At 69.3% G+C, this 26,710-nt stretch carries 16 protein-coding genes and 1 pseudogene; 13 read left to right on the top strand and 4 right to left on the bottom strand.

The genetic code is table 11. The features are described from left to right. Positions 1-108: 108 nt before the first annotated feature. On the bottom strand, positions 109-612 hold the full coding sequence (locus OG766_RS14215) for a hypothetical protein (RefSeq protein ID WP_266378731.1): 504 nt from the start codon (positions 610-612) through the stop codon (positions 109-111). Continuing rightward, complete coding sequence (locus tag OG766_RS14210; RefSeq protein WP_266378729.1) at positions 605-1,129, bottom strand: SigE family RNA polymerase sigma factor; 525 nt, start codon at positions 1,127-1,129, stop codon at positions 605-607. Before OG766_RS14210 ends, OG766_RS14215 begins: the two co-directional genes overlap by 8 nt. 194 nt (positions 1,130-1,323) lie before the next feature. On the opposite strand from OG766_RS14210, the gene mfd reads away from it, so the two are divergent. From mfd to OG766_RS14145, 13 genes and pseudogenes are all read left to right on the top strand, one after another. Then, positions 1,324-4,854: a transcription-repair coupling factor gene (gene mfd / locus OG766_RS14205; protein WP_328725469.1), complete on the top strand. Its 3,531-nt coding sequence runs from the start codon at positions 1,324-1,326 to the stop codon at positions 4,852-4,854. A 695-nt stretch (positions 4,855-5,549) separates the two neighbouring features. Further along, the gene (locus tag OG766_RS14200; RefSeq protein WP_266378723.1) at positions 5,550-6,887 is read left to right on the top strand and encodes a hypothetical protein; all 1,338 of its coding nucleotides are present in this window, start codon (positions 5,550-5,552) and stop codon (positions 6,885-6,887) included. A gap of 105 nt (positions 6,888-6,992) precedes the next feature. Next, entirely contained in the window at positions 6,993-7,862 is an 870-nt protein-coding gene (locus OG766_RS14195; protein WP_266378720.1) for an SCO6745 family protein, read from the top strand. A 68-nt stretch (positions 7,863-7,930) separates the two neighbouring features. After that, positions 7,931-8,287, top strand: a pseudogene (locus OG766_RS14190) (HNH endonuclease); the annotation flags it as partial. Between the two features lie 82 nt (positions 8,288-8,369). Continuing rightward, the gene (locus OG766_RS14185; protein WP_328725467.1) at positions 8,370-9,146 is read left to right on the top strand and encodes an HNH endonuclease family protein; all 777 of its coding nucleotides are present in this window, start codon (positions 8,370-8,372) and stop codon (positions 9,144-9,146) included. A gap of 142 nt (positions 9,147-9,288) precedes the next feature. Beyond that, on the top strand, positions 9,289-9,858 hold the full coding sequence (locus OG766_RS14180) for a dihydrofolate reductase family protein (RefSeq protein ID WP_328725466.1): 570 nt from the start codon (positions 9,289-9,291) through the stop codon (positions 9,856-9,858). Between the two features lie 321 nt (positions 9,859-10,179). After that, positions 10,180-10,524 (top strand): hypothetical protein, encoded by a 345-nt coding sequence (locus tag OG766_RS14175; RefSeq protein ID WP_266378714.1) that lies wholly within the window; start codon positions 10,180-10,182, stop codon positions 10,522-10,524. Continuing rightward, complete coding sequence (locus tag OG766_RS14170) at positions 10,521-11,141, top strand: BMP family ABC transporter substrate-binding protein (RefSeq protein WP_266378711.1); 621 nt, start codon at positions 10,521-10,523, stop codon at positions 11,139-11,141. The genes OG766_RS14175 and OG766_RS14170 overlap by 4 nt, the downstream gene beginning before the upstream one ends. Before the next feature lie 235 nt (positions 11,142-11,376). Further along, positions 11,377-22,044: a LamG-like jellyroll fold domain-containing protein gene (locus OG766_RS14165; protein WP_328725465.1), complete on the top strand. Its 10,668-nt coding sequence runs from the start codon at positions 11,377-11,379 to the stop codon at positions 22,042-22,044. An 83-nt stretch (positions 22,045-22,127) separates the two neighbouring features. Beyond that, entirely contained in the window at positions 22,128-23,126 is a 999-nt protein-coding gene (locus OG766_RS14160) for a hypothetical protein (RefSeq protein ID WP_266378705.1), read from the top strand. Positions 23,127-23,224: 98 nt separating this feature from the next. After that, complete coding sequence (locus tag OG766_RS14155; RefSeq protein WP_266378703.1) at positions 23,225-23,959, top strand: hypothetical protein; 735 nt, start codon at positions 23,225-23,227, stop codon at positions 23,957-23,959. After that, complete coding sequence (locus tag OG766_RS14150; protein ID WP_328725464.1) at positions 23,947-24,543, top strand: hypothetical protein; 597 nt, start codon at positions 23,947-23,949, stop codon at positions 24,541-24,543. The genes OG766_RS14155 and OG766_RS14150 overlap by 13 nt, the downstream gene beginning before the upstream one ends. 258 nt (positions 24,544-24,801) lie before the next feature. After that, positions 24,802-25,398 carry a gamma carbonic anhydrase family protein gene (locus OG766_RS14145; RefSeq protein WP_328725463.1) on the top strand — a complete coding sequence of 199 codons (597 nt, stop codon included), beginning with the start codon at positions 24,802-24,804 and terminating at the stop codon, positions 25,396-25,398. Positions 25,399-25,414: 16 nt separating this feature from the next. Here the strand turns inward: OG766_RS14145 and OG766_RS14140 are convergent, their stop codons facing one another. After that, entirely contained in the window at positions 25,415-25,855 is a 441-nt protein-coding gene (locus OG766_RS14140; RefSeq protein WP_328725462.1) for a hypothetical protein, read from the bottom strand. A 131-nt stretch (positions 25,856-25,986) separates the two neighbouring features. Next, positions 25,987-26,433, bottom strand: coding sequence for a lamin tail domain-containing protein (locus OG766_RS14135; protein ID WP_266378692.1), 447 nt, complete (start codon positions 26,431-26,433; stop codon positions 25,987-25,989). Between the last annotated feature and the right edge of the window lie 277 nt (positions 26,434-26,710).

Here is a 26,710-nt window from a genome sequence, read left to right as displayed (position 1 = left end):
CCGGTGAGCGTCCTCCACGCTCACCGGGCCGGAGCCGTTGTGTGTCCTGCCGCCCCAGGGCCGTCTCAGGAGCCCGGCTGCCCCAGGGGTGCGTGGCCGCCCGCCCGCTCAGCCGTCGCCGGGGGTGGGGGAGGCCGTGGGAGTCGGCGTTCCGGTCGGCGTGGCGGTGGGGGTCCCGGACGGCGGCCCGGTGGGGGAATCGCTCGGTGGTGTGCTGGCGGAAGCCGTCGGCGGCGCGGTCGGACGGACGGTCGACGGCACGTTCGGGGAAGCGGTCGGCGGCGGGGTCGGCGTGGGGGAGACGCTCGGTTCGCCCGGGGACGGGCGCACCGACGGCGACGGGGACGTCCCGTTGCCCGAGTCGGCGGGCGTCGGCGGTGCGGCCGGTGCCGTCGGTCCCTGCGCGGTCAGCTGCACCGCGGCCACCGTGGCGCCGCCCGCCAGCAGACACACCGCGCACGCCGCCGCCACCGCGACCCTGCGGGCCCTGCGGCGCGCGCCCAGCGCCGACACCCGCTCGGCCGGGACGGGCACGGCCAGGGCCCCGCCCGCCGCGGCCGCCCGCTTGAGCGCCGCCGCCAGCGGGGCTTCCTGCTCGTCGAAGTCAGACACCGTGCTCCTCCGGCATGATCGAGCCGACCGCGTCGGCCGAGTCGTCGAGATGGGGTGCGAGTGCGGCCCTCGCGCGGAACAGATGCGACTTGACGGTCCCGGGGGCCATGCCGGTCTCCGCCGCCACCTGCGCCACGGACAGATCGCACACGTAGTGCAGGACGGCCACCCGCCGCTGCCGCTCGGAGAGCTGCCGCAGCGCCGCGACCAGCGCGACCGTGCCGGGATCCGGCTCCGGTGCGCCCGGCGCCCGGCCCTCCCGGTGATGCCGCCGCCAGGCCTCCGCGGCCCGGCCCCGGCGCCGCCAGCGGCTGACCGCGAGCCGCCAGGCGACCGTCCGTATCCAGGCCTCGGGCCCGGCGTCGCGCCGCAGCCCCGAGCGCCGGCTCCAGGCCCGTACGAACGCCTCCTGGACGACGTCCTGGGCCTCGTGGAGGTCCCCGGTCACCAGGTACACCTGCCCGACCAGCTGTTTCACACCGGAGCCGTAGAACTCCTCGAACTCCTCGTCGGTCACGTGCGGCTCCGTAGTGCTGGTCGGTGGTGAGATCTCACGGGGTATACGCCCGGGGCCGGGGACCGGTTTACCCGCGCACCGGAAATCCCGGCGGTTTACCCTGGAGATCCCCGGCCCGCCCCTGGTCCCCGACCAGGGGGACCTCAGACGCGTCGGGCCTTTCGCGTTGCCCACCTCCCCGGGATGGACCCTTCATGAGCCTGCACGGTCTGCTCGACGTCGTCGTCAAGGACCCCGCCCTCGTCGAAGCGGTGAAGGCCGCAGGCGACGGTCACCGGCCCCACGTCGACCTGGTCGGACCGCCCGCCGCGCGGCCCTTCGCGGTGGCCGCCCTGGCGCGCGAGGCGGGCCGGCCGGTGCTGGCCGTGACGGCGACCGGGCGGGAGGCCGAGGACCTCGCCGCGGCGCTGCGTTCGCTGCTCGACCCGGACACGGTCGCCGAGTACCCGTCGTGGGAGACCCTGCCGCACGAGCGGCTCTCCCCCCGTTCCGACACCGTGGGCCGGCGGCTCGCGGTGCTGCGCCGGCTCGCCCACCCCAGCACGGACGACCCGGCCGCAGGGCCGGTGAGCGTCGTCGTCGCTCCCGTACGTTCCGTGCTGCAGCCGCAGGTCAAGGGGCTCGGCGATCTGGAGCCGGTGGCCCTGCGCACCGGGCGGACCGCCGACCTGGAAGAGATCGTGGCCGGGCTCGCGGCCGCCGCGTACTCGCGGGTGGAGCTGGTGGAGAAGCGCGGCGAGTTCGCCGTGCGCGGCGGCATCCTCGACGTCTTCCCGCCGACCGAGGAGCATCCGCTCCGGATCGAGTTCTGGGGCGACGACGTCGAGGAGATCCGCTACTTCAAGGTCGCCGACCAGCGTTCGCTGGAGGTCGCCGAGCACGGCCTGTGGGCGCCGCCGTGCCGTGAGCTGCTGCTGACCGACGAGGTACGGCAGCGGGCCGCCGCCCTCGCAGAGGCCCACCCGGAGCTGGGCGAACTGCTCGGCAAGATCGCGGAGGGCATCGCCGTCGAAGGCATGGAGTCCCTGGCTCCGGTCCTCGTCGACGACATGGAGCTGCTGCTCGACGTCCTGCCGAAGGGCTCGATGACCGTGGTGTGCGACCCGGAGCGGGTGCGGACCAGGGCCGCGGATCTGGTCGCGACCTCCCAGGAGTTCCTGCAGGCGTCCTGGGCGGCGACCGCCGGTGGCGGCGAGGCGCCGATCGATGTCGGCGCGGCCTCGCTGTGGGGCATCGCCGACGTCCGCGACCGGGCGCGTGAGCTCGGGATGATGTGGTGGTCGGTGTCGCCCTTCGCCGCCGACGAAGAGCTCGACTCGGACACCCTGAAGCTGGGGATGCACGCCCCGGAGACCTACCGGGGCGACACGGCCCGTGCCCTCGCCGACACCAAGGGCTGGCTCGCCGACGGCTGGCGCACGGTGTACGTGACGGAGGCGCACGGCCCCGCGGCCCGTACCGTCGAGGTCCTCGGCGGCGAGGGCATCGCCGCCCGCCTCGAAGCCGACCTCAGGGCGATCTCTCCGTCCGTCGTCCATGTCGCGACGGGCTCCATCGACTACGGCTTCGTCGACCCGGGCCTCAAGGTCGCCGTGCTGACGGAGACCGATCTGTCCGGCCAGAAGGCCGCCGGCAGGGACGGCACGCGGATGCCGACGCGCCGCCGCAAGCAGATCGACCCGCTGACCCTGGAGGTCGGCGACTACATCGTCCACGAGCAGCACGGCGTCGGCCGCTACCTCGAGATGGTGCAGCGCACCGTGCAGGGCGCGACCCGCGAGTACCTGCTCGTCGAGTACGCCCCGGCCAAGCGCGGCCAGCCAGGCGACCGGCTCTACATCCCGACCGACCAGCTGGAGCAGGTCACCAAGTACGTCGGCGGCGAGGCCCCGACGCTGCACCGGCTCGGCGGCGCGGACTGGACGAAGACCAAGGCGCGCGCGAAGAAGGCCGTCAAGGAGATCGCCGCCGACCTGATCAAGCTGTACAGCGCGCGGATGGCGGCGCCCGGCCACACCTTCGGCCCGGACACCCCGTGGCAGCGGGAGCTGGAGGACGCCTTCCCGTACGTGGAGACGCCCGACCAGCTGTCCACCATCGCCGAGGTGAAGGAGGACATGGAGAAGTCGGTCCCGATGGACCGGCTGATCTGCGGTGACGTCGGCTACGGAAAGACGGAGATCGCCGTACGGGCCGCGTTCAAGGCCGTGCAGGACGGCAAGCAGGTCGCCGTCCTCGTGCCGACGACGCTGCTGGTGCAGCAGCACTTCGGGACGTTCTCCGAGCGGTACTCCCAGTTCCCCGTCGTGACCCGGGCCCTGTCCCGTTTCCAGTCGGACACGGAGGCGAAGGCGACCCTGGAGGGGCTGCGGGAGGGCTCGGTCGACGTCGTCATCGGCACGCACCGGCTCTTCTCCTCCGAGACCAAGTTCAAGGACCTCGGCCTCGTCATCGTCGACGAGGAGCAGCGGTTCGGCGTCGAGCACAAGGAGCAGCTGAAGAAGCTGCGCGCGAACGTCGACGTCCTGACGATGTCCGCGACCCCGATCCCGCGGACCCTGGAGATGGCGGTCACCGGCATCCGCGAGATGTCGACGATCACCACCCCGCCGGAGGAGCGCCACCCGGTCCTGACGTTCGTCGGCCCGTACGAGGAGAGGCAGATCGGGGCCGCCATCCGCCGTGAGCTGCTCCGCGAGGGCCAGGTCTTCTACATCCACAACCGTGTCGAATCGATCGACAGGGCGGCGGCCCGGCTGCGGGACATCGTCCCGGAGGCGCGTATCGCCACCGCCCACGGCCAGATGGGCGAGAGCGCCCTGGAGCAGGTCGTCGTCGACTTCTGGGAGAAGAAGTTCGACGTGCTCGTCTCGACGACGATCGTCGAGTCGGGCATCGACATCTCCAACGCGAACACCCTGATCGTGGAGCGCGGCGACAACTTCGGTCTCTCGCAGCTGCACCAGCTGCGCGGCCGCGTCGGCCGTAGCCGGGAGCGCGGCTACGCCTACTTCCTCTACCCGCCGGAGAAGCCGCTCACGGAGACCGCCCACGAGCGGCTCGCGACGATCGCCCAGCACACCGAGATGGGCGCGGGCATGTACGTGGCGATGAAGGACCTGGAGATCCGCGGCGCGGGCAACCTCCTCGGCGGTGAGCAGTCCGGTCATATCGCGGGCGTCGGCTTCGACCTGTACGTCCGTATGGTCGGCGAGGCGGTCGCCGACTACCGGGCCTCGCTGGAGGGCGGTGTCGAGGAGGAGCCGCCGCTGGAGGTCAAGATCGAGCTCCCGGTCGACGCGCACGTCCCGCACGACTACGCGCCGGGCGAGCGGCTGCGTCTGCAGGCGTACCGGGCCATCGCCTCCGCCAACTCGGAGGAGGACATCAAGGCCGTACGCGAGGAGCTGACGGACCGTTACGGCAAGCTGCCGGAGCCGGTGGAGAACCTGCTGCTCGTGGCCGGACTGCGGATGTTCGCACGGGCGTGCGGCGTCGGCGAGATCGTCCTCCAGGGCCCGAACATCCGCTTCGCGCCGGTGGAGCTGCGTGAGTCGCAGGAGCTGCGGCTGAAGCGGCTGTATCCGCGTACGGTCGTCAAGCCGGCGGTCCATCAGATCCTGGTGCCGCGGCCGACGACGGGGAAGATCGGCGGAAAGCCGGTCGTGGGGCGGGAACTGCTGGCGTGGACGGGTGAGTTCCTGACGTCGATCCTGGGGTCGTAGCCCCGCGAAGCGACGAGGCCGGCCGCCTCCCCGGACCACCGGGGAGGCGGCCGGCCCTTGTGCGTGCCGGGACGTCCCGCGGGTCGCGGGCCGGCTGCCGGGCGGCCCGGAAGGCCGCTCGGCGCAGGGCTCGGGTGAGGACCGCGGGGGCGCGCGCCGGTTCGTGGGGGAGGGGCGCACGGGCGCCGCCGGGCCTTCGTTTCGTGTGCGCCGTTCGGGCCACTGCTCGGCCGTTGCTCGTCCGTACGGATCAGGCCGGGGAGCCGATGGCGGCGGGACGTGTTCGGCTTGGCTCGCCAGGGCTGTGTCCAGCGTGGCCGGCCGTACTGCCCAGCAGTGAGGAGTCCCTGATGTCTCGTCAGCACGTTCCGGCCGTCATCGGTCTCGTGGCGAGCGCTCTGGTCACGGTCCCCGTCGCTGCCGCCGTCGGTGCCACGCCCCCGCCCGCGCCACCGGGGCCCGCCGCTCCCGCCGCGCCGCCCCCACCGCCGCAGGCGCAGAAGCCGGCTCCTCCGGCTCCTCCGGCCCCTCCGGCAACGAAGGTCCCACCGGCCTCACCTGCCTCACCGGCTCCGAAGGCTCCCGCAGCCCCGAAGGCTTCCGCGGCTCCGAAGGCTTCCGCGGCTCCGAAGGCTCCCGCGGCTCCGCCGAAGACGCCCGCTCCCACCGCTCCTGCCGCCAAGCCTCCGGCTCCTGTGGCCCCCGCGGTCCCGGCCGCCCCCGCCGCGCCGCCGGCCAAGCCCGGCACCGGCGAGGTGCCCTGTTCCGTACCGGAGCTCGTCGCCGCGATCAGCGCGGCGAACCGCAAGGCGGGCGCCGAAACACTCCGGCTGACGCCCCGCTGTGTGTACCGGCTGACGGCGGGCGCGAACCCCTTCCACCCCGTCAACGGGCTGCCGGTGATCACCGACGAGCTGACGATCGACGGGCGCGGCGCGACGATCACCCGCGTCGCCTCCGCCCCCAGGTTCCGCGTTCTGCTCGTGGGGACGACGGGCATGCTGACGCTGCACTCGACGACGATCAGCGGCGGCAGCGCCACGGACTGCCCGGCCTACCCCGACGTCCCCGGCATGGTGTGCGGCGGAGGCATCTCCAACCTCGGCTCGATGGTCCTGACGCGCAGCAAGGTGACCGCCAACCGGGCCGAGTCGGAGCTGTACGCGCAGGGCGGCGGCATCGACAGCCCGGGCAACGCCACCGTGCGCAGCTCGGTGGTCAGCGGCAACACCGTCGCTTATAAGGGGTCCGAGAACGGTGGCGCCGCCGCGGGCGGCGGGATCGCGAACGACGGTCCGCTGACGGTCGAGGGCGCCCAGGTCATCAACAACATGGCGTGGGTGAGGGAGAACACCGAGAGCTTCGCGTTCGGTTCCGGCCTCGCGGGCCTGGCGCAGACGACGGTCAAGAACTCCGTCGTCAGGGGCAACCGCTCGCTGGCCCCGGGCGGATTCGCCCGTGCCGCGCTCACCAACGGTGCCTCGCCGGAGCTCGGCCGGATGACCGTCACCGGGAGCTTCGTCCAGGGCAATCTCGCCGACGCGCCGAACGGTGTCGCCCAGGGCGGCGGCATCACCAACAACACCCTCATGACCGTCAGCAACACGCATGTCAGCGGCAACAGGGTCGCGGCGCGGGGCGGCACCGCGCGCGGCGGCGGCATCCGGCTGGGGCCGAAGGCCGTGCTGGAGCTGTCCCGCAGCTCCGTCGTCGGCAACGTCGTCAGCGCCCGGGAAGGCACCGCGCAGGGCGGCGGTCTCGACAACCCCGACGGCGGCAGGCTGACGGGCACGCGGTCCCGGATCCTCCGCAACAGCGTGAGCGCGCCGGACGGTACGGCGCTGGGCGGCGGTCTCTATCAGGCGGTCGGTACGACCACGCTGGACCGGACCGTCGTCAGCGGTACCCGCGCCATCGACGGCGGCGGCATCTTCAAGCGCTCCGGCACGGTCACGCTCACCGACACCCAGGTCGTGTTCAACACCCCGAACAACTGCCGTCCTTCGGAGTCCGTCCCCGGCTGCGTCGGCTGAGGAGTCGGCCGCAGGGCATCTAGTCATTGACAAGTTCGGTGGACGGGAGCAATCTGGTCAGTGTCAAGATGGATGCCGGGAACGGCTACGGAGAGAGGGAACGTCATGGCTGACGAGAACGGGCGCGTGCGGCAGATGTGGCACCTCCTTGAGCCGCTGCACGCCGTCCTCTACTACGCGCCCGAGGTCTTCCGCGAGGCCGAAGCGCTCGGTTACGACACCGGTGAGCGCTGGCCCAGCTACTTCGCCTGGCGCGCGGCACCGCTCGGCGCACCCGGTGCGCCTGAGGTAGCCACGGCCTTCCACAGCTTCGCCCCGCACATGGTCGCGGAACACGTACCGGCCGCCTGGGACGTCGCCGCGCCGGACGCGGTGCTCACGGCCCGGACGCGCGGCATCGACCGGGCCTACCGCGCCCTCCTCGACAGCGAGACGGTGGCCGGCGGCCAGCTGGCCGAGGCCGCCGCGCTCGCCCGCCGTGCCGCGGAGGCCGCCGACACCGACGGCCGCCCGCTCGCCGCGGCCAACGCCGCCCTGCCCTGGCCCGAGGAGCCGCACCTCGTGCTGTGGCACGCCGCGACGATTCTGCGCGAGCACCGGGGCGACGGGCATGTCTCCGCCCTGGCCGCCGCAGGGCTCGACCCCGTCGAATCCCTCGTGTCGTTCGCCGCGATCGGCGCGGCGCCGAGCGAGGTCTTCGCCAGTAGGGGCTGGAGCCCCGAGGAGTGGGCGGCCGCCGGTGAACGGCTCGTCGCACGTGGACTGCTGGCCGCCGACGGCACGGCGACCGACGAGGGCCGTGCCCTGCGCGCCAAGGTCGAGCGCCGTACGGACGAACTGGCCGCCTCCCCCTGGCGGGACCTCGGCCCCACCGGCACCACCCGCCTCGCCGAACTCCTCGGCCCCTTCTGGGTCGCGGTCCTCGGCTCGGGGCTTCTGCCGCGCGAGACGACCCTGGGCATCGGCAAGGTCTGACGATGTATCGGCGGTGAACGTTCCCGGACGTGGGGTCGGCGCCTGGCGCGGTTCTCTAGGATCCATGCGTGCCCGACTCCATACGTACGCCGTGCCGCCCCCTGACCGTCATCGCTCTCGCCGCCGCGCTCCTCGCCGGCTGCACCCCCGGCTCCGACGGAGGCCGGGACGACGGCTCCGACGCAGGCGCGCCCGGTGCGCCGGACGGCCGCGCCGTCAGCCCGCTCGACAACCCGGACGGGGTGAAGCCCGGCCTGGCGCCCGTGACCAAGGACGCGGACCGGGCCACGGCCCGGAAGCTCGTCGAAGAGCTGTCGACGAAGGGCCGGGGGCCCAGGACGGGTTACGACCGGGACGAGTTCGGCTACGCCTGGATGGACACGGCCGACGGGGTCCCGCTGGCCAGGAACGGATGCGACACCCGCATTATCTCTATGGTTCGCGCTGTGATGCGGCTGTTCTCGCAGCGTATGCAGGGTGTGGTCGGCTGTGCGTAGTGAGAGGCACATGAGTCACAGACCCCTGTCTACTCGCGGGAAGAGGGCCGTCCTTTCGGTCGCCGTTGCCGCCGCGCTCGTCGCAGGCTGTGATGACCTGGAGCCGGGCGGAAGTTCCGCAGGGTCCGGACCGGACGCCGCTGCCGGGCGCGCGGCGAGCCCGCTGACGAATCCCGACGGGACGAAGCCGGGGCTCGCCGCGCTCACGACGGAGGCGGACAAGGCGAACGCGCGCAAGCTCGTCGACAAACTCACAGTCAAGGGGCGTGGGCCGAAGACGGGCTACGAACGGGACAAGTTCGGCTATGCGTGGATGGACACGGCAGATGGGGTGCCGCTGGCGAGGAACGGTTGTGACACCCGGAACGACTTGCTGAAACTTCATGGACAGGACGTCGAGTTCCGTAGGGGTTCCGACTGCGTGGTCGTCGCCATGACCCTGCACGACCCGTACACCGGGAAGACGATCGAGTGGCGCAAGAAGAAGGCCGCCGAGGTGCAGATCGACCATGTGATCCCCCTGTCGTACAGCTGGCAGATGGGTTCCTCGCGCTGGCCGGAGAGCAGGCGCAGGCAGCTCGCGAACGACGCCCTCAATCTGCTCCCGGTCCAGGGCCGCGCCAACTCGGCCAAGAGCGACTCGGGTCCCGCCTCCTGGCTCCCGCCGGACCGGGGCATCCGCTGCGCGTACGCGGTCCGCTTCGCCCAGGTCGCCCTCAAGTACGACCTTCCGGTGACCGACGCGGACAAGCGCACGATGCTGAAGCAGTGCGGTGGCCACGGCTAGTGCCGCGTCAGGCAACGTTTGCGACGTTGGTCGTTGACCCTGAGCCGACGGTAGGTGACGCGGCATCGATGATAAATGGCGCCGGCAGTCGTCTGAATACGGTCCGGTGAACGCGGGGCGCGCATCAAGGGAGAGCAACGAGATGAGACCACTTCGATACTCGATCAACGTCACGCTCGACGGCTGCTGCCATCACGAGGCAGGGCTCCCCCCGGACGAGGAGTCGATGCGCTACTGGACCGCTGAGATGGAGCGAGCCGGTGCCCTGCTATTCGGCCGGGTGACCTACGAGATGATGGAGTCGGCGTGGCGGAAGCCGGCCACGGGCACGTGGCCCGACTGGATGGATGAGTGGCAGATCCCGTTCGCCGAGACCATCGACCGGGCGAAGAAGTACGTCGTGTCGAGCACGCTGAGCGGGGTCGATTGGAATGCCGACCTGGTGCGAGGCGACTTGGGGCAAGCGGTTCAGCGGCTCAAGCAAGAGTCAGGCGAGGGCCTGTGGGTGGGTGGCGTGACGCTCCCCCTGGCGTTGGCAGATCTGGGACTGATCGACGAGTACGAGTTCCTTGTTCAGCCGGTCCTTGCCGGACACGGGCCGACGTTGCTCGCCGGTCTGCGCGAGCGCATCCAGCTCGAGCTCGTGGACTGCCATGAGTTCCGGTCGGGGGCGGTAGCCCTGCGATACCGGCCCACGCGAGTTACGGCTTGACGTGATTTGTCCTGGCGCGTTGGCCGCTGGCTCGCGACGGAACGACGGCTCGGGGTCGCGTTGCCCCGCGCTGGCCGTGCCCCCGAACGGCGGACATATCGACGGGGAACATCGCCCCGAGGTGCCGGGAGCGGACAGGGCAAACGTTGCCTGACGTGGCACTAGAGGCGCCCGCACGGACGGCGCCTGCTCCGCACGCGGGCGCCGGGACGGCCCCCGGGACCGATGGTGCTTCCTCGCGGGATGTACCGTACGGCCACCCGTCACTTGTGTACGTGCGCGCGCCATCCGCACACACATTCCCCGAGAGGTAGCCGAATCGTGAAGCCCGACGTCGCCGCCGTCTGTGCGGCTCAGCCGGCGAGGGGGGCCGTGCCCGGACTGCTCCCGAGGGTCCTGCTGGCGGCCGTTCCGGTACTGAGCCTCGGGATGCTGGGCGCGGTTCCTTCGTACGTCATCGCCGCCCGGCGCGGCACGCGCGCCGACTGGGCCGCCGTGGCCGTCTTCACCGCCGCCACCGTCGGCTGGCTGCTGCAGGCCGCGTTCACCCCGGTGGACACCCACGGCTGGCAGTTCGCCGCCGACTGCGTGCTGCTGGGCCTCTCGACGGCCGGTGCCGCGCTCCACTGTCTGCTGGTCGGACCGCCGGCGGGTGGGTCCCGGTGAAGACCCGGCGTACCTGGCGTACCACCGCGAAGACTTCCCGCTCGGGCGCCGGGGCGCGCCTCGGCGCCGGGCTGGCCGCCGTGGCGGGCTCCCTGCGCGGCCGTGCGGGCTGGGCCGTGGGCAGCTCCGCCGTCATCGTGCTGGGACTGGCCGGCGCCTGGCTGTTCGCCGGCGGCGAGGAGTCCGGGCCGCCCGACCCGCGGGCGCGCCAGTACGAGGACTTCGACGCCTGTCTGCTGACGGGGGAGAAGGGCATCGTGGCGGGCACGCCCGCGGCGCCGGTGTGGGAGGGCATGCAGCAGGCGTCCCTCGACACCCGGGCCCGGGTCAACTACGTCCCGGTCGTGGGACCGCAGTCGCCGGACAACGTCCGTCCGTTCTTCAACAGCCTGATGCAGCGTCAGTGCGATGTCGTCCTGGCGGTCGGCGGTCCTCAGGTGGAGGTCACCGAGGCCGACGCGAAGAAGTACCCGAAGGTGCGCTTCGTCGTGGTCGGCGGAGCGTCGGACACGGATGCGCGCACGAGCCCGAACGTCACCGTGGCGAAGGCGGGCGACGGGCTCAAGTCCTCCGTGGCCGAGGCGATCAGACAGGCCGTCAAAGCGTCCGATTCGTAGCATTCAAGCAACGAGTTCCCCGCGTTCGGTAAAGATCGGCAAAAGAGATCGATCTTGAGTGGAACTCATGTGCGGAGCTCGGGCAGTCTCGCGAAGATTATGTAGGCTTCGTGTAAGTAAAGGCTGGCCCATGCGCGCTCGCTGGGTACGTAGCCCTCGTCTGTTTCCGCCGGGTCCCACCGGCAGACGCAGAGTGAGGGCTACGGCTCTGTCCGTCCTCGTTTCCTTCTCCTTCATGCTCACCACGGAGACCGCAGCGGCCACCGGGGCCACGCTGCCGGCGCTGAGCATGCCCGAACTGTCCCTCCCCGGGCTGTGGGACTGGGCCAACACGTCCCCGCTCGACACGCCCGACCAGCAGAACGGCACCGCGCGGGGCAAGAGCCACCGCGCCTCCACCGCGGCCACCAGCGCCGACGGCGGTTCCGGCCGTAAGCCCGGCAAGGGCAAGGGTGAACTCGACGCGTACAAGCGCGCGGAGGACCCGACCACCACGGCCACCACCGGCAAGGCCCCCGGTACGGCGAAGAGCTTCGACGCCGGGACCAGCAAGCGGGACGCCAGGAAGTCCACGGCCACGTCGGACTACTACGTCAACGCCGACGGGTCCACGACCGTCCGGCACCACTCCGGCCGCACCAACTTCAAAGCCGCCGACGGCACATGGAAGCCGATCGACACCGCCCTGACCACGGACACGGACGGCAGGCTCCAGCAGCGGGCCAACTCGCTCGACGTCGAGTTCGCTCCCGACGCCGCCGACCAGCAGCTCGCGTCCGTCGACTTCGGTGACGGCCGCAGCCTCGCGTACGCGCTGCGCGGCTCCGTGAAGGCCGAGCCCACCGTGGCGGCCAACGGCACCGTGACCTACTCCGGTGTGCTGCCCGGCACCGACGTACAGCTCGTGCCGCTCGCCGAGGGCCTCAAGGAGAACCTCGTCCTGCACAGCAAGGACGCCGCCGACTCCTGGGTCTTCCCGCTCGACGTCAAGGGCCTCACGCCCCGCGTCTCGGCCGACGGCGACGTGGAGTTCACCGACGCCGACGGCAAGGTGACCGCCACCATCCCCCATGCCTTCATGGAGGACTCCAGGATCGACCCGCGCTCCGGCGACGCCGCGCAGTCACGGGCCGTCGACTACGAACTCATCGACGTGGACGGCGGGCCGGCGCTGCGGCTGACCGCCGACCGGGAGTGGCTGGACGCCCCCGAGCGGGTCTACCCGGTCACCGTCGACCCGACGATCGTGGCGAGCAACTCGACGTACACGCAGAACACGATCGGGGGTGACCACTCCACCGAGAACCAGATCAAGATCGGTTCGTACGACTCGGGCACCAACAAGGCCAACTCGTTCCTGCAGTTCCCCTCGCTCGGCACCACGCTCGCCGGGCAGAAGGTGTCCGCGGCCACCCTCAACGTCTGGGCGCTCTGGTCCGCGACCTGCACCGCGCAGGACTTCTCGGTCCACCCCGTGACCCAGTCCTGGACCCCGTCCGGAGTGACCGCCTACCCCGGTCCCGCCTACGGAGCGTCCATCGGCTCGGCCACGCCCGCGCCCGGTGCCTCCTGCTCCAACAGCGACGGCGGCACCGACGTCGGTGTGAAGATGCCGGTGACCCTCAACACGAGCTGGTTCACCCAGGTCGCCACCGGTGGCGCCAACCACGGTCTCGCGATCACCGCGTCCACCGCGGACGGGCTGCACTGGAAGAAGTTCCACTCCGACAACTCGGCCACCGCCGGCTGGCGTCCGTCCCTGGACCTGACGTACGCGCCCAACGCCAAGCCGCAGGTCACCGCCCAGTACCCGCCGGAGAACTTCCAGGCCAACACCCTCCAGCCCGAACTGCTCGTCTACGCCAAGGACGCCGACAAGTGGCCCCAGGCGTCACTGACGTACACCTACGAGGTCTACGACGCGGACAGCGAGAGCACCACACCCGTCGCCACCTCCGGGGCCATCACCAAGGGCAACTGGAAGATCCCCGCGGGCAAGCTCAAGTGGAGCAAGAACTACCTCTGGTACGTGGGCGTCAGCGACGGCTACGAGGAGGTGACGTACTCCAGCCGCTTCACCACCGCCGTGCCGCAGCCGCCGGTCACCTCGGGCCTGGCCCAGAACACCGACGGCCACGAGTTCGACCCCAGTGACGGCAACTACACCACCGAGGACACCGACGCCGACGTCGAGGTGGTCGGCCCCTCGCTGGAGATCGACCGCTCCTACAACAGCCTCGACCCGCGCATCGACAACGCCTTCGGCGCCGGCTGGTCGACGGTCCTCGACATGAAGGCGGCCGAGGTCAAGGACGGCGCGGGTGCGATCGCCAGTGTGGTGATCACCTACCCGGGCGGTGAGCAGGTCGCCTTCGGCCGCAACAGCGACGGCACCTTCGTACCCCCGCTGGGCCGCTACGCCCGGCTGGCGGCCGTGACCGGCGGCGGCTACGCGCTGACGGACAAGGACTTCACGGAGTACGCCTTCAAGCAGGCGACCGCGAAGGCCGGCACGTACGCGATCTCGACCATCAAGGACTACGCCGGCCGGACGGAGACGTTCACCTACAACGCCTCCGAGCAGCTGACGAAGATCACCAACGAGACGTCCAAGCGGTCCCTGACGCTCGCCTGGAACACGGCCACCCCCGCGCACGTCGCGACGGTCGCCACCGACCCGTCCACTCCGGGCGACTTCAACACCGCCCAGACCTGGCAGTACACCTACACCGGCGACCAGCTGACCAAGGTGTGCCCGCCGGCCGACTGGACCAAGTGCACGACGTACACGTACGCCACCGGCAACCACTACCGCACCACGGTGCTGGACGCCGACCCGTTCGCGTACTGGCGGCTCGGTGAGACGTCCGGCACGGTCGCCAAGGACACGGTCGACACCAACCAGGGCCGGTACAACGGCACGTACCGCAACGTGACCCTGGGCAGCTCGTCCGTCCTCGCCGGCTCCACGCAGAAGACGGCCACCTTCAACGGCACCACCTCGTACGTCGAGATGCCGAGCGCCCCCGGTGCCACGCCCTCGTACATGACGGTGTCGCTGTGGTTCAAGACGACCACGGCCGGAGGCGTCCTCTTCTACTACGGCGACAAGCCGCTGAGCGACACCGACCCGGTCGCCAACACCACGAAGAACACTCCGGCGGTGTACGTCGGCACGGACGGCAAGCTGCGCGGCTGCCTGGCCATGTCGCCGGGCTGCATGACGACGATCACGTCGTCCGCGAGCGTCACCGACGGCCAGTGGCACAACGCGGTGCTCACCGGTGTGGCCAACAGCCAGACCCTGTACCTCGACGGTGTCTCGCAGGGCTCCCTCGCCGGCACCGTCAACGACTGGGAGCAGCCCTACATCTCCCTCGGCGCCGGCGTGAACACCGACGGCTGGCCCGCCATGAACGCCAACGACAAGCTCGGTCACTACACCGGCCAGATGGCCGAGGTCGCCATCTACTCCGAGCCGCTCGACCCCTCGGTGATCACCGCGCAGTACCAGACCGCCAAGCGGTCCGCCGGACTGCTCAACAAGATCACCACACCGGGCGGCAAGACCCAGTCGTCCGTCGTCTACGGCACCACGGACGACCTGGTTCTCCGGGCCACGGACGGCGACGGCGGCACCTGGAAGCTCAACCCCGCCACCGTGACCGGCTCCTCCCAGGTCTACCGGTCCGCCGTGATGGGCTCCGCTCCCGCCGGCTACTGGCGCCTCGACGACACCCTCGGCGCACCGCAGGCCGCGAACGAGCTGCACACCGGCTTCGGCACGTACAACACCGTCACCCAGGGCGTGCAGGGGCCGTTCGGGGCGACCGACGTGCGGGCGGCGCAGTTCAACGGCACGTCGTCCTACGCCGAAGTCCCCTTCTCCACCTGGCACAAGTCGGGTGAGCGGGCCGTCGAGCTGTGGTTCAAGACCACCAAGCCCGGTGTCCTCATATCCGACCAGCAGCGCTCCGTCACCGATCCCGCCGGGGTCGGCGGCAGCTGGAACCCCGTCATGTACGTGGGCGCCGACGGCAAGCTGCGCGGACACTGGTGGAGCGTCTCGGGCTCCGGCGGCGCCGACTTCGGCTCGAAGAGCACCGTCACCGACAACGCCTGGCACCACGCCGTGCTGTCGGCCTCCGGCAGCACCCAGACGCTGTACGTCGACGGTGTGAAGCAGGCCGACTTCAGCGGCGCGGCGAAGGACCAGACGAACGGCCGCACCTTCATCGGCGCGGGCTTCGCCAAGTCGTGGATCCAGTCCCCGGGCGACATCAGCTACTTCACCGGCTCCATCGCCGAAGTCGCGGTGTACTCGGACCCGCTCAGCGCCGACGAGGTCGAGCAGCACTGGTCGGCGTACAAGGCGTCCTCCGGTGTCGCTCCGGTGCGCACGGTCACGCTCACCGACCCGACCGACAAGACGCTGACGTACGTCTACGACGCGGAGATGGGCAACCGTCTGCTGGCCGCGATCGACACCAACGGCAAGCGGACGACGTACGGCTACGACACGGCGGGCTTCATGCACACCGTGACCGACGCCAACGGCAACCGCAGCACCACCGGTCACGACATCCGCGGCAACACGGTCTCCCAGACCGACTGCCAGGACACCGCGGCCGGCAAGTGCGCCACGGAGTACTACACGTACTACCCGGACGCGACCACGGCGTTCCCCGCGATGGACCCCCGGAACGACCTGCTCCTCACCGAGCGGGACGCCCGTTCCTCCGGCCCGGCGGACAACACCTATCTGACCAGCTACAGCTACGACGCGGGCGGCAACCTCCTCTCGGTGTCCACCCCGCCGGTGGCCGGTCATCCCGGTGGCCGCACGGCCTCGACCACGTACACCACCACCGCCACCCCGGCGGCGGAGGGCGGCACGGCGAAGGCGCCGGCCGGCCTGGTGGACACGGTGACCACACCGGGCGGCAGGAAGACGAAGAACGTCTACTTCGCCAACGGTGACCTCGCCGACATCACCGACGCCAACGGCGCCAAGGTGACGTACACGTACGACGCACTCGGCCGGAAGATCACCGAGACCGAGATATCGGACGCCCAGCCCGGCGGGCTGACCACCAGCTTCACCTACGACAAGAACGACCAGGTCGCCACCGAGACCAGCCCCGCGGTCACCAACCGCGTGACGGGTGCGGTGCACCGGGCCAAGTCGACCACGGTCTTCGACGCGGACGGCAACGTCACCTCGCAGACCGTCGCCGACCTCACCGGCGGTGACGCCTCACGCGTGACGTCGATGACGTACGACGCGTACAACCGTGTGGCGACACGGACGGACCCGGGCGGCGACACCACGTCGTTCGAGTACGACGTCTACGGCAACAAGGTCAAGGAGACCGACCCCGCGGGGAACGCCAACACCTACACCTTCGACGCCGAAGGCCGTCCGCTCACCACCAACCTGCTCGACTACACCGGCGACCCGCACAATCCGTCGGCTCCGACCACGCTGGTCCAGGAGTCCCGGGCGTACGACCCGGCCGGCCGGCTCGCGTCGATCACCGACGCGATGGGCTGGGTGACGGCGTACACGTACACCGACGACGGTCTGTCGGCGAGCGTGGTGCGCAAGGACCCGGCGAACGGCAAGCAGTTCACCGAGCAGTCCAACGAGTACGACATGGCCGGGAACCTGATCAAGCAGGTGACCAACGACGGCCAGACCACCAGCACCTTCGCGGTGGACGCGTCCGACCGTGTCACGTCGTCCGTGCTGGACCCGACCGGTGTGAACCGCACCACGAAGGTCTCCTACGACCCGGACGACAACGCCATTTCGGAGACGGAGACCGACCCGGCGACCGGTGAAGTCAGTACGTCGGACACGACGTACGACAACCTCGGCAACGTCACGGGCCAGACGGTGCACGACGGCACCACCGCTCCGGTGGCGCGCTGGAAGCTCGACGAGACCAGCGGCCTGACGGCCAACGACTCCTCCGGCGGCAACCGCAGGATCACGCTCGGCAGCGCGGTCACCCGCTCCACCGAGAAGGGCGGCTCGGCGGTCTTCAACGGGACGGCCAACGCCTACGGCCAGACGGAAGCCTCCGCGGTCGACACCAGCGGCAGCTTCACCGTCTCGGCATGGGTCAAGCTGAACTCGACCGCGTCGAACTACACCGCGGTCGGCCAGGACGGCACCTACCACTCGGGCTTCTACCTGGGCTACGTCCAGTCGACGAACAAGTGGGCCGTCCGCTTCCCGACCAAGGACGACGCCTCGGGCGCGCTCGGGGACCAGCTGGTGTACTCCACCGCTGCCCCGGTGACCGGCCAGTGGACCCAGCTGACGTCCGTCTACGACCAGTCGACCGGCAAGATCTCGCTGTACGTCAACGGCGCCCTGCAGGGCACCGACGACCGTACGTCGGTCTGGTCGGCCAACGGCCGGCTGCAGATCGGCCGGGTCAAGTACGCGGGCGCGTACGACGGCTTCTGGCCGGGCGGCATCGCGGACGTGCAGGTCTACGGGGAGGCGCTGAGCGCGTCCCAGGTGTCCGCGGTGAACGGGGGGACGCTGCCGGCGGCGGGCAGTTCGGTGCGGACGACGACGTGGAAGCTGGACCAGCGGGGTCTGCCGCTGTCGGTGACGGATGAGAACGGCAATGCCACCGACTACGGGTACGACGAATCCGCTCAGCAGACCACGATCACCGATCCGGCCATCAATGCGGAGCAGAACGGCGGGGCGCCGGTTTCCGTCCGCCCCGTGTCGATGACGGGCTACAACACCTTCGGTGAGGTGACCGAGACGTCCGACCCCCTCGGCAACGTCACCGTGACGGCGTACGACGCCGAGGGCCAAGAGTCATCGACGACGCTGCCCGACTACACGGCCCCCGGCACCTCCACGCCGCTCAGGTCGACAGCCTGGAACGAGTACAACAAGCTCGGCCAGGTCACGGCGGAGGTCGACCCGCTGGGCAACCGCACCACCTACACGTACACGCAGCTCGGCGATCTGGCTTCGGTCACCGAGCCGGGGGGCGGTACGACGAAGTACACGTACGACACGAACGGCGACCAGCTGTCCGCGACCCGGCCGAACGGTGCCCGCGAGGAGTCCACCTGGGACTACCTCGAACGTCCGGTCACCAGCACGGAGATCGTGCGCCAGCCGACGCAGCGGGCGTTCACGGCGACCAACGAGTACAACGCTCCGGGCGGTGAGCTGTCCCGGACTGTGAGCCCGATGGGTGTCACGGAGTCGTACAAGTACAACGGCCTCGGCGAGACCACGGAGGTTACCGACTCCGCCGGGAACATCAGCCGGTTCACCTACGAAATGGACGGTGAGCTCCTCACTGCGACGGATGCGGACGGCACCAGCACCAGGAATACCTACGACGGCTACGGCCAGCTGGTCTCCACCAGCGATCTGGACGCGACCGGCGCGGTGCTGCGGACCATGAGCTCCACTTACGACCGTGCGGGCAACCCGCTGACGGTGACCGACTATCGCGGACACACCACCAGCTTTACGGCGGATGCCACGGGACTCGTCACCAAGGCGGTGCAACCCGTCTCGGCGACTGAGTCGATCACGACGACCTTCGGCTACGACGCGGCGGGCAACCGAACGCGCTTCACCGACGGACGCGGGAATCCGTTCATCACCACCTACAACACCTGGGGGCTGCCCGAGTCGCTGACGGAGCCGTCGACACCGGCTCATCCCGACCCCGCGGACCGCACCTTCACCACGGTGTACGACGCCAACGGGCAGCCCAAGGAACAGCGTTCCCCGGGTGGCGTCGTCATTACCCAGGAGTACGACGTCAAGGGGCGGTTGATCCGGCAGAGCGGTGCGGGTGCGGAGGCCGCCACGGTCGACCACATCTACGAGTACGACTCCGACGACCGGATCACAGCAGTGGCAGGTGCGGGCGACGAGAAGAGCACCTTCACCTACGACGACCGTGGTCTGTTGCTGTCGACGTTCGGCCCCTCGGGCGCTTCCTCCTTCGCCTACAACGGCGACGGGGGGATGACCTCGCGGACCGACGCCGCCGGCACGGCGAGCTATGCGTACGACAGCGCCGGCCGCTTGAAGACGGTCGATGACGGTGCCACCGGCTCCACGATGACCTACGGCTACGACCGCGACAACAATGTGACATCGGTCGACTACGGCTCGGGCAAGTCCAAGCGGTCGTTCTCGTACGACGCGCTGGAGCGGGTCACCAGCGACAAGCTGACCTCGCTCACCGGCAGGGTGCTGTCCTCCGTCGCCTACGGATGGGACGAGAACGGCAACGAGACGTCGAAGACGACGACCGGTGTCGCGGGCGCGGCCGCGAACACGTACACCTACGACTGGGCGAACCGTCTGTCGTCCTGGAGCAACGGGACCACGACGGAGCAGTACGGCTACGACGGGTCCGGCAACCGGACGCGTGTCGGGGGCGACACGTACACGTACGACGCCCGCAACCGGCTCACGTCGGATGGATCCAGCACGTACACCTATACCGCGCGCGGCACGATGAGCTCGGTGACGTCCGAGGACGGGAAGCAGACCTCGGTGAAGGCCGACGCCTTCAACCGTGTCATCAGCGAAGGAGACCGGACGTACACGTACGACGGTCTGGATCGCGTGCTGAACGCAAAGGACGAGACCGGCTCAGCTCTCTTCTCGTTCCAGTACAGCGGTGCCGGAAACGATGTGGCGTCGGACGGAGTGACCTCCTACAGCCGCAACGCGGACGGTTCGCTGCTCGGCCTGAAGACGGCCGCGTCGTCGGCGTTGGTCCTCACCGACCTGCACGACGACGTGATCGGTCAGTTCACGGACAGCGCCGAGGCGCTGACGGGCTCGACGACCTACTCGCCGTTCGGCAAGGTCCTCGAGACGACGGGCATGCTGGGCAATCTGGGCTACCAGTCCGGCTGGACCGATCCCGAGACCGCCAAAGTCAACATGGCCGCACGCTGGTATTCGCCACAGACCGGCCAGTTCAACAGCCGCGACACGGTGGGTCTCGACCCGCTGCCCACATCGGTCACCGCGAACCGTTACGCGTACGCGGACGACAACCCGATGACGGCGACCGACCCGACCGGTCACTGGCCGAGCTTCATCGACAAGGCGATCAAGAAGGTCAAGAAGAAGGTCAAGAAGGCAGTCAAGTCGGCCTGGAAGAAGACCAAGGCGGCCGTCAAGAAGGTATCCAAGGTCGTCAGGAAGGCTGCCAAGAAGATCAAGAAGGCGGTCAAGAAGGCGGTCCGGAAGGCCCACCGGGCGGTCCGCAAGGCCGTGCGGTACGTGCGGGACAGCGTCCGCAAGGTCAAGAGATACGTCAAACGCACCTACAAGCGGGTCAAACGCTACGTCCACAAGGTCGTCAAGCACGTCAAGAAGACCGTGCGGAAGGTGGCCAAGGCCGTCAAACACGTGGCGAAGAAGGTGGTGAAGGCTGCCAAGAAGGTCGGCAGAGCCGTCAAGAAGGCAGCCAAGGCCACAGCCAACTTCGTCAAGCAACACGCCTCGACCATCGCGTCGGTCGCCGTCGGCATCGCCGTCTTCGCCGGCTGCACAGCCATCACAGCCGGTGCCGGCGCACTCGGTTGCGCGGCTTTGGCAGGTGCTGCGGCAAATGGCGTGGGTTACCTGATGAGCGACGGCCCCAAGTCGGTCGGCGGTTTCCTCGGCGCGGCTGCCATCGGTGGCGTTACCGGCCTTCTGGGAGGAGCGGCCGGTGGTGCGGCTGGATCCGCGGTGGGGAGTCTGCTCAGAGGTGTCTCCAGCAGCGCCGTGCGCGGTGGCGCGGCCGGAGCTGCGAACGGAGCCACGGAAGGTGCGGTGACCGGTGTCGTCGAGTACGGCACCAACTGTGCGCGTAGCGAGGAGGGCTGCAGCGTCAGCGGCGCTGCCAAGGCCACGGCCATCGGCGCGGTCATGGGCGGTGTCTTCGGCGCGGCGTCCGGCAAGGCCGGTTGCCACAGCTTCGCCAGTGCCACTCCGGTCGTCCTGGCCAACGGTTCCGCCAAGCCCATTTCGGAGGTCAAGGTCGGTGACCATGTCCTGACCGCAGAGCCCGGCAAGAAGGGTAAGGAGGTCCACAAGGTCACCAAGGTCCATGTCACCACGCACGACCGGGACTACGTTCGGGTGACCGTTGGCACCAAGGACGGCCACAGGGCCCTGGAGACCACGGCACTTCACCAGATCTACAACGCCACGAACAAGACGTGGACGCGGGCTCAGGACCTCCGGACGGGTGATCAGTTCCAGACCGCGGACGGCTCTGCCGCCAAGGTCGTGAACACCCGCATGTACTCCGACAGTAAGATCACGTTCGACCTCACGGTCGATGGCCTCCACACCTATTTCGTGGAAGCCGGGGACGCGGCTCTGCTGGTCCACAACTGCGCCGCCCGCAAGAGCAAGCGGACTCCGGACCAGTACAGCGGGGACAATAGTGTTCGCTATCACGGTCTGGACGATCTCGGACGCCCGCAGGGCATCGATGCGCAGATCACAAAGAGCAAGCTGGACACGGGAACCGAAGCCGGAAGCCGCTGGACTCCGGGCTGGCGAGGAAACGGCGACCTGTTCAACGAGGCGCGGGGGCATCTCCTCGCGAGAACACTCGGTGGTCCCGGCAAGGGCCGGCTGTCGAAGTGGAACCTCGTCACCTTGACGCAGAACCCGAGCAATCTGAAGCAGTATGCCGAATTCGAGTCGAAGGTGTATAAGGCAGTCGATGCCGGAGAAACCGTCCAGTACTCAGTGAAACCTGAGTATCATGGAACGAATCCCATACCCGTCCGACTGAACATCTCGGCTGTCGGCAATAGGGGATTCAGCCTGAGCGGGAGCGTGGATAATCCCGCCTCGGGGGTGCGCACCGCAGTTCCCTGATGAGTGATCCGTCGGCCCCGGCCCCGTCTTCGGGGCCGGGGCCGACGGCGTTAGTCTTTTGATCGAGATGTAAAGGAGGCGAAATGCCGCGCACGACCCCGCCCCGGCCCGTCGACATCGAGGCGATCTTCCCGGATCTGAGTGCCTACCGAGGAACGGCCACTCGGCTTCATCCCCGCCCCGGGACTCCAGGGGAGACCGAGAGCTCGGTGGGTGGCCCACTGCTTTGGCCGGCCGATGAACCGTGGCCCGTCTGTACGGAGCCGCACGCGCGGGGGGCCGAGAGGCTGGACGATGTGCGGTTGCGCCGACGGATTCTTGACGAGGCTTGGCGGCGTTCACCCTCCGGTCCGAACGAAGAGGAACGACAACTGCTGGCGTCTCTGGAGGGAGCGCACAGCGAACCCTCCCTCAAGGACACCGAGCCGGTCCCGTTGTTGCCGCTGGCGCAGCTTCATCGTAGGGATGTACCCGGCCTCGTCTCAGGTCCGGAGGGCTGTGACCTGCTTCAAGTCCTCTGGTGCCCGTTCGATGCGCACGGCGGTGGGTACGAGCTGTCTCTGCACCTGCGCTGGCGCCGCTCGTCGGAAGTGACCGACGTACTCGCCGACCGGCCCGAGCCGTTGCTGGTGGGAAGTGACGCTTTCGTGGCCGAGCCCTGTGTCCTGCACCCCGAACGGGTGGTGGAGCACGTGTTTCCTGAGGTGCTCCCCGAGGAGCTGCAGGAGCGTATCTACGAGTGGGAGGGCGACGAGGACGAGCAGGACGAGGACTCGATCCTTTATCAGTCCGACCTCTCCATTGCTCCTGGGTGGAAGGTCGGCGGCTTTCCGGGCTGGCCGTCCACCGGGCCGGTCGAGATGACCTGCGAGTGCGGGGAGAGAATGGAACTTCTGCTTTCCGTCGACAGTAGGGAGTGGGACAACGGAACTCGCTCGTGGATTCCTCTGGAGGATGTGCCGACGTCGGACGTGTCAGGTGCCAACATCCCCACAAGGGTCACGGTCGGGCGGGGCGGTGTTCTGCATGTTTTCATCTGTACCGCCGACCCCACGCACGCGCATCGCTTGAACGTGCAGTGAACAGCCTTCGTTGTGACTGGCTTTCCAGGGAAGGCCTACGGCGTCCCGCGCGGACAAAGGCCCCCAATTGGTCAGAGGCAGGGGAATAGGAGAGCCAGATGGTAGCGGTGGACATCGCACGGGCCGTGACGGACTATCAGGGCGTCGATGAGTTTCCTGGTCTTCCCAAGGCCTGGCGATGGTCACCCATCCCGGTCTTCGTCTTCTCGCTGGCGGTGGACGCCGAGGGAAGCCGGGCCTACCAGGTGAACACCCGCGACAACTTCGACGAGGGTCTGGTCAGGGCGGTGCTCGAGTTCTCACGGGAGCACCGCATCGGAGAGGGGCGGGAGTCAGAGCCGTTCACGGTGCTTCCCGGATTCACCTACGGGTCCTACGGGTTCGACTCCGTGGCCGCCGTCCCGCCCGCTGTCCACCGCTACCACATCGGGCGGAACGAGGCCCTGAACGACGTGGTCACCGCCGTGTTCCCCGCCTATCGATGCGAGTTCTCCGGCACCGAGACGCTCGACGAGGCGGAATACCGCTTCCGGCACATGCTGCGCCCGGCGACCATGTCCCGGCCGCCGGTCCCCTATCTCCGTATGCGGTACGAGAACACCAAGACGGCTGGGGACAGCATCGGTCCGGACCGAGGGTTCACGACCCACGACGTCCTGCTCCGGGAGCTCGACCTCCTGGACGGCGCCCCGGGGAGTTTCGTGGAATTCGAGAACCTCCATGGGGAGGTCTGGAAAGTCGAATGGGATGGCTCCTGGGTCGTGAACGGGGTGCGTCAGGAAGCCCCGTTGTCCGAGGACTGGATCATGGCTTCGCTGGGATGTACGTCCTAGAGGAGAACTGTGAGTACGCCAAGAGGGGTGAGCCAGGAATGGCTCTGTCCGAGGCGGCGACGGCCTCGCCCGGTGTCGCAAGGCGGGGATGGAGGACGGATGACTGGAATCGTCCCTTGGCGTGGGCTGGCTCAGTCGGGTTCGGGGAGTCCAGGAGCGCTCTGAGGGAGCGGCTGGGAGAGTGCCGCTCATCTCTCCGAACGCCTGGTGCGCCGGAGACCGATCACTACCTCGAGGCAGGATTGCTTCTTGATTTCGACCGGTCGGACGCTCTCGAGTTCATCGAGGCCACCGCGAGAGCAGGGGTCACGTACTCCGGTGTCGTCCTGGCCGGCCGCCCATTCGGTGACGTTGTCTCCGATCTGCGTGCACAGGGAGTCGAGGTCGCGTTGGACGACTCCGGCGCCGTGATGGTGGGGCTCGGTGTCGAGTTGTACACGACGGCTCCAGGGGAACCCGAAGTGGATGTGGAGTGTGTGAGCATTCGCTCGGGCCGTGAGCGCAGCGCTCTTCCGTCCGAGGAGAAGCAGCCCGACGAGGCAGTTGACGAATCGGTCGAGGCCCTCGGCGACACCTTGTTCTAGGGGTTCACCGGGAAGTTGGGTGGTTCGGTCATCAGGTTCAGCCGCTGGATACCCCCCTGCGCAGCCACCCGGACGTGGGCAGCAGTTCGCGGATGTGTCGCCCTACGAGGATCGTGTCCTCGGGCAGCAGCCATACATCCGTTGTCTTCGTCCTGGACCCGGGATACGCCACCCATGAACCATGCCAGAGGGAATTGAGCCGCCGGTCCGGGCCCGGGAGATGTCTCCCGGCGGTCGGAGGGTGCGAAGGTGGGTGCCATGTTGTACGAGCACCGGGGCAAGCGGCCCGTCGTCCCCGAGTCCGCGTACGTCGCCCCCTCCGCCGTCCTGTGCGGCGCCGTCGTTCTCGGTGAGCGCGCACGCGTCCTGCACGGCGCCGTGCTCACCGCAGAGGACGGCGAGGTGCGGACGGGGGCGGATGTGGTGGTGATGGAGAACGCGCTCGTCCGGGGGCGGGCGAAGCATCCGGCGGCGCTGGGGGACGCCGTGCTCATCGGGCCGCACGCGCACATCAACGGGGCGACGGTGGAGGACGAGGTCTTCGTGGCGACGGGGGTGGCGATGTTCCCGGGAGCCGTGGCCGGGGCGGGGTCCGAGCTGCGGATCAACAGCGTGCTGCACGTCAATTCGCGGCTGGAGCCGGGAACCGTCGTGCCCATCGGCTGGATCGCCGCCGGCGACCCGGCGGAGCTGTTCTCGCCGGACCGGCACGACGAACTGTGGGAGAAGCAGCGCGGGATGGACTTCCCGGGGACGGTCTACGGCGTCCCGCGCGGTACGTCGATGCGGGAGATCATGGCGCGCCAGGCCGAGTTCTACGCAGCGCACAAGGGCGACAGGCCCGTCGACGGCTGAGGCTGTCGGTGGCCGGTCACAGTGACATCCAGCAGTAGAGGCCGTTCCTCTGCTCCCGTGCCTCCCGGGCGATGCGGGCCAGCTGTTCCAGGAAGCCGGCCAGGGAATCGGGGTCGCCGGATCCGTCGAGCTCCTCGGCCCGGGACCAGATCACGGCGACCTCGGCCAGGCGCTCGGTCGATGCTTCGGCGAGGGCGTCACGCAGTTGGTCGGTGAGTGTCACGACCCACGTGCTGTCAGCGTCGGGATCGCTGAGCAGGTGGTTGAAGCGCGGCTGGGCGGCCACATCCTCGAAGAGCCGGCCGACGAGCAGGGCTTCCGCGGCGCCGAGCATCAGATACGGGTCCATCCCGGACACGTCGAGCGGCTCCAGGCCGATGCCGGCCGGGCCCGGCGCGAACGTGACCAGTGCCGTCGCGTCGTCCGGTGCGCGGAAGTACTGGTAGAGATTTCCCATCCCCGCATCGTGGCATCACCTCTGGTGGCCGCCGCGCGGTGGCCCCGGCCCCGGAGCCCGGACCGGGCCGGCCGGAGTGCGGCGCGGCCCGGTGCGGGGCGGAAGTGGTGCCGGGCGGAAGTGGCGCGGTCTCAGCAGTACTTGGAGGAGCCCGTCGAACCCCACTTGCAGGAGTCGACGAGCGTGCCGGTCGACTTCCGCAGGTACGCCGTGTCGCCCGTGTTGTTCCAGACGTACCAGGAGCGTCCCCAGTAGCGGTACCCGGCCGTGTTGGAGCCCTTGCCGGTGTGGACCTTGATGTAGGACCTCGCGCCGATCTTGCCGCTGAACGTGTACGTGTAGCCGGTGACGTCGCGCAGCTTCCAGCCCTGGATGGAGATCGCGGACGAGCTGGAGTTGTAGAGCTGGACCCACTCGCCGTTCAGCGAGGGGTTGGAGCCGGTGTCGGAGCCCGGCGAGTTGTAGGACACGCGGTAGATGCTCACCCCACCGGCGGCCTGGGCCGGAGTGGCGGTCAGCAGACCACCGGCGACGGCGATGGCGACAGCGGTTGCCGAGGCGGCGTGACGGAGCTTCAAGGAACCCTCCCCATGGGTTGTGCAGCGTCCGGAAGATGGCGTCCGAACGTGCGGTGAGCGTACATCCGGATGTGATGGATGTGTGGTGAAAGTCTGGATGAGTGGCAAAGAGGTTCAAACTTGGTCTACTTGGTGACCGGTATCCGTGCGAATGGCCCTCCGGAACCGGGTGATTCGGGAGTTTCGGGCGCATCGCGACGTCGGCGTCGCTCCTGCGATGCCGTGCCGGCGGGGTCGTGCCAGCAGTGCAGCGCGCTGCGGTCCGTGGGGCGGCCGC

The sequence above is a fragment of the Streptomyces sp. NBC_00259 genome, from assembly GCF_036181745.1.
GTDB classification, from domain to species: Bacteria; Actinomycetota; Actinomycetes; order Streptomycetales; family Streptomycetaceae; genus Streptomyces; species Streptomyces pratisoli.
Note: the sequence above shows the minus strand (reverse complement) of the source record. Positions and strands in the feature narration are given on the sequence as shown.

Bases quoted from the DNA above. Each gene is read 5' to 3' on its own strand.
- mfd (WP_328725469.1), top strand. From the start codon at position 1,324: ATGAGCCTGCACGGTCTGCTCGACGTCGTCGTCAAGGACCCCGCCCTC.
- OG766_RS14165 (WP_328725465.1), top strand. From the start codon at position 11,377: ATGCTCACCACGGAGACCGCAGCGGCCACCGGGGCCACGCTGCCGGCG.
- OG766_RS14185 (WP_328725467.1), top strand. From the start codon at position 8,370: ATGAGTCACAGACCCCTGTCTACTCGCGGGAAGAGGGCCGTCCTTTCG.
- OG766_RS14180 (WP_328725466.1), top strand. From the start codon at position 9,289: ATGAGACCACTTCGATACTCGATCAACGTCACGCTCGACGGCTGCTGC.
- OG766_RS14140 (WP_328725462.1), bottom strand. From the start codon at position 25,855: ATGGGAAATCTCTACCAGTACTTCCGCGCACCGGACGACGCGACGGCA.
- OG766_RS14145 (WP_328725463.1), top strand. From the start codon at position 24,802: ATGTTGTACGAGCACCGGGGCAAGCGGCCCGTCGTCCCCGAGTCCGCG.
- OG766_RS14150 (WP_328725464.1), top strand. From the start codon at position 23,947: ATGTACGTCCTAGAGGAGAACTGTGAGTACGCCAAGAGGGGTGAGCCA.
- OG766_RS14195 (WP_266378720.1), top strand. From the start codon at position 6,993: ATGGCTGACGAGAACGGGCGCGTGCGGCAGATGTGGCACCTCCTTGAG.
- OG766_RS14155 (WP_266378703.1), top strand. From the start codon at position 23,225: ATGGTAGCGGTGGACATCGCACGGGCCGTGACGGACTATCAGGGCGTC.
- OG766_RS14160 (WP_266378705.1), top strand. From the start codon at position 22,128: ATGCCGCGCACGACCCCGCCCCGGCCCGTCGACATCGAGGCGATCTTC.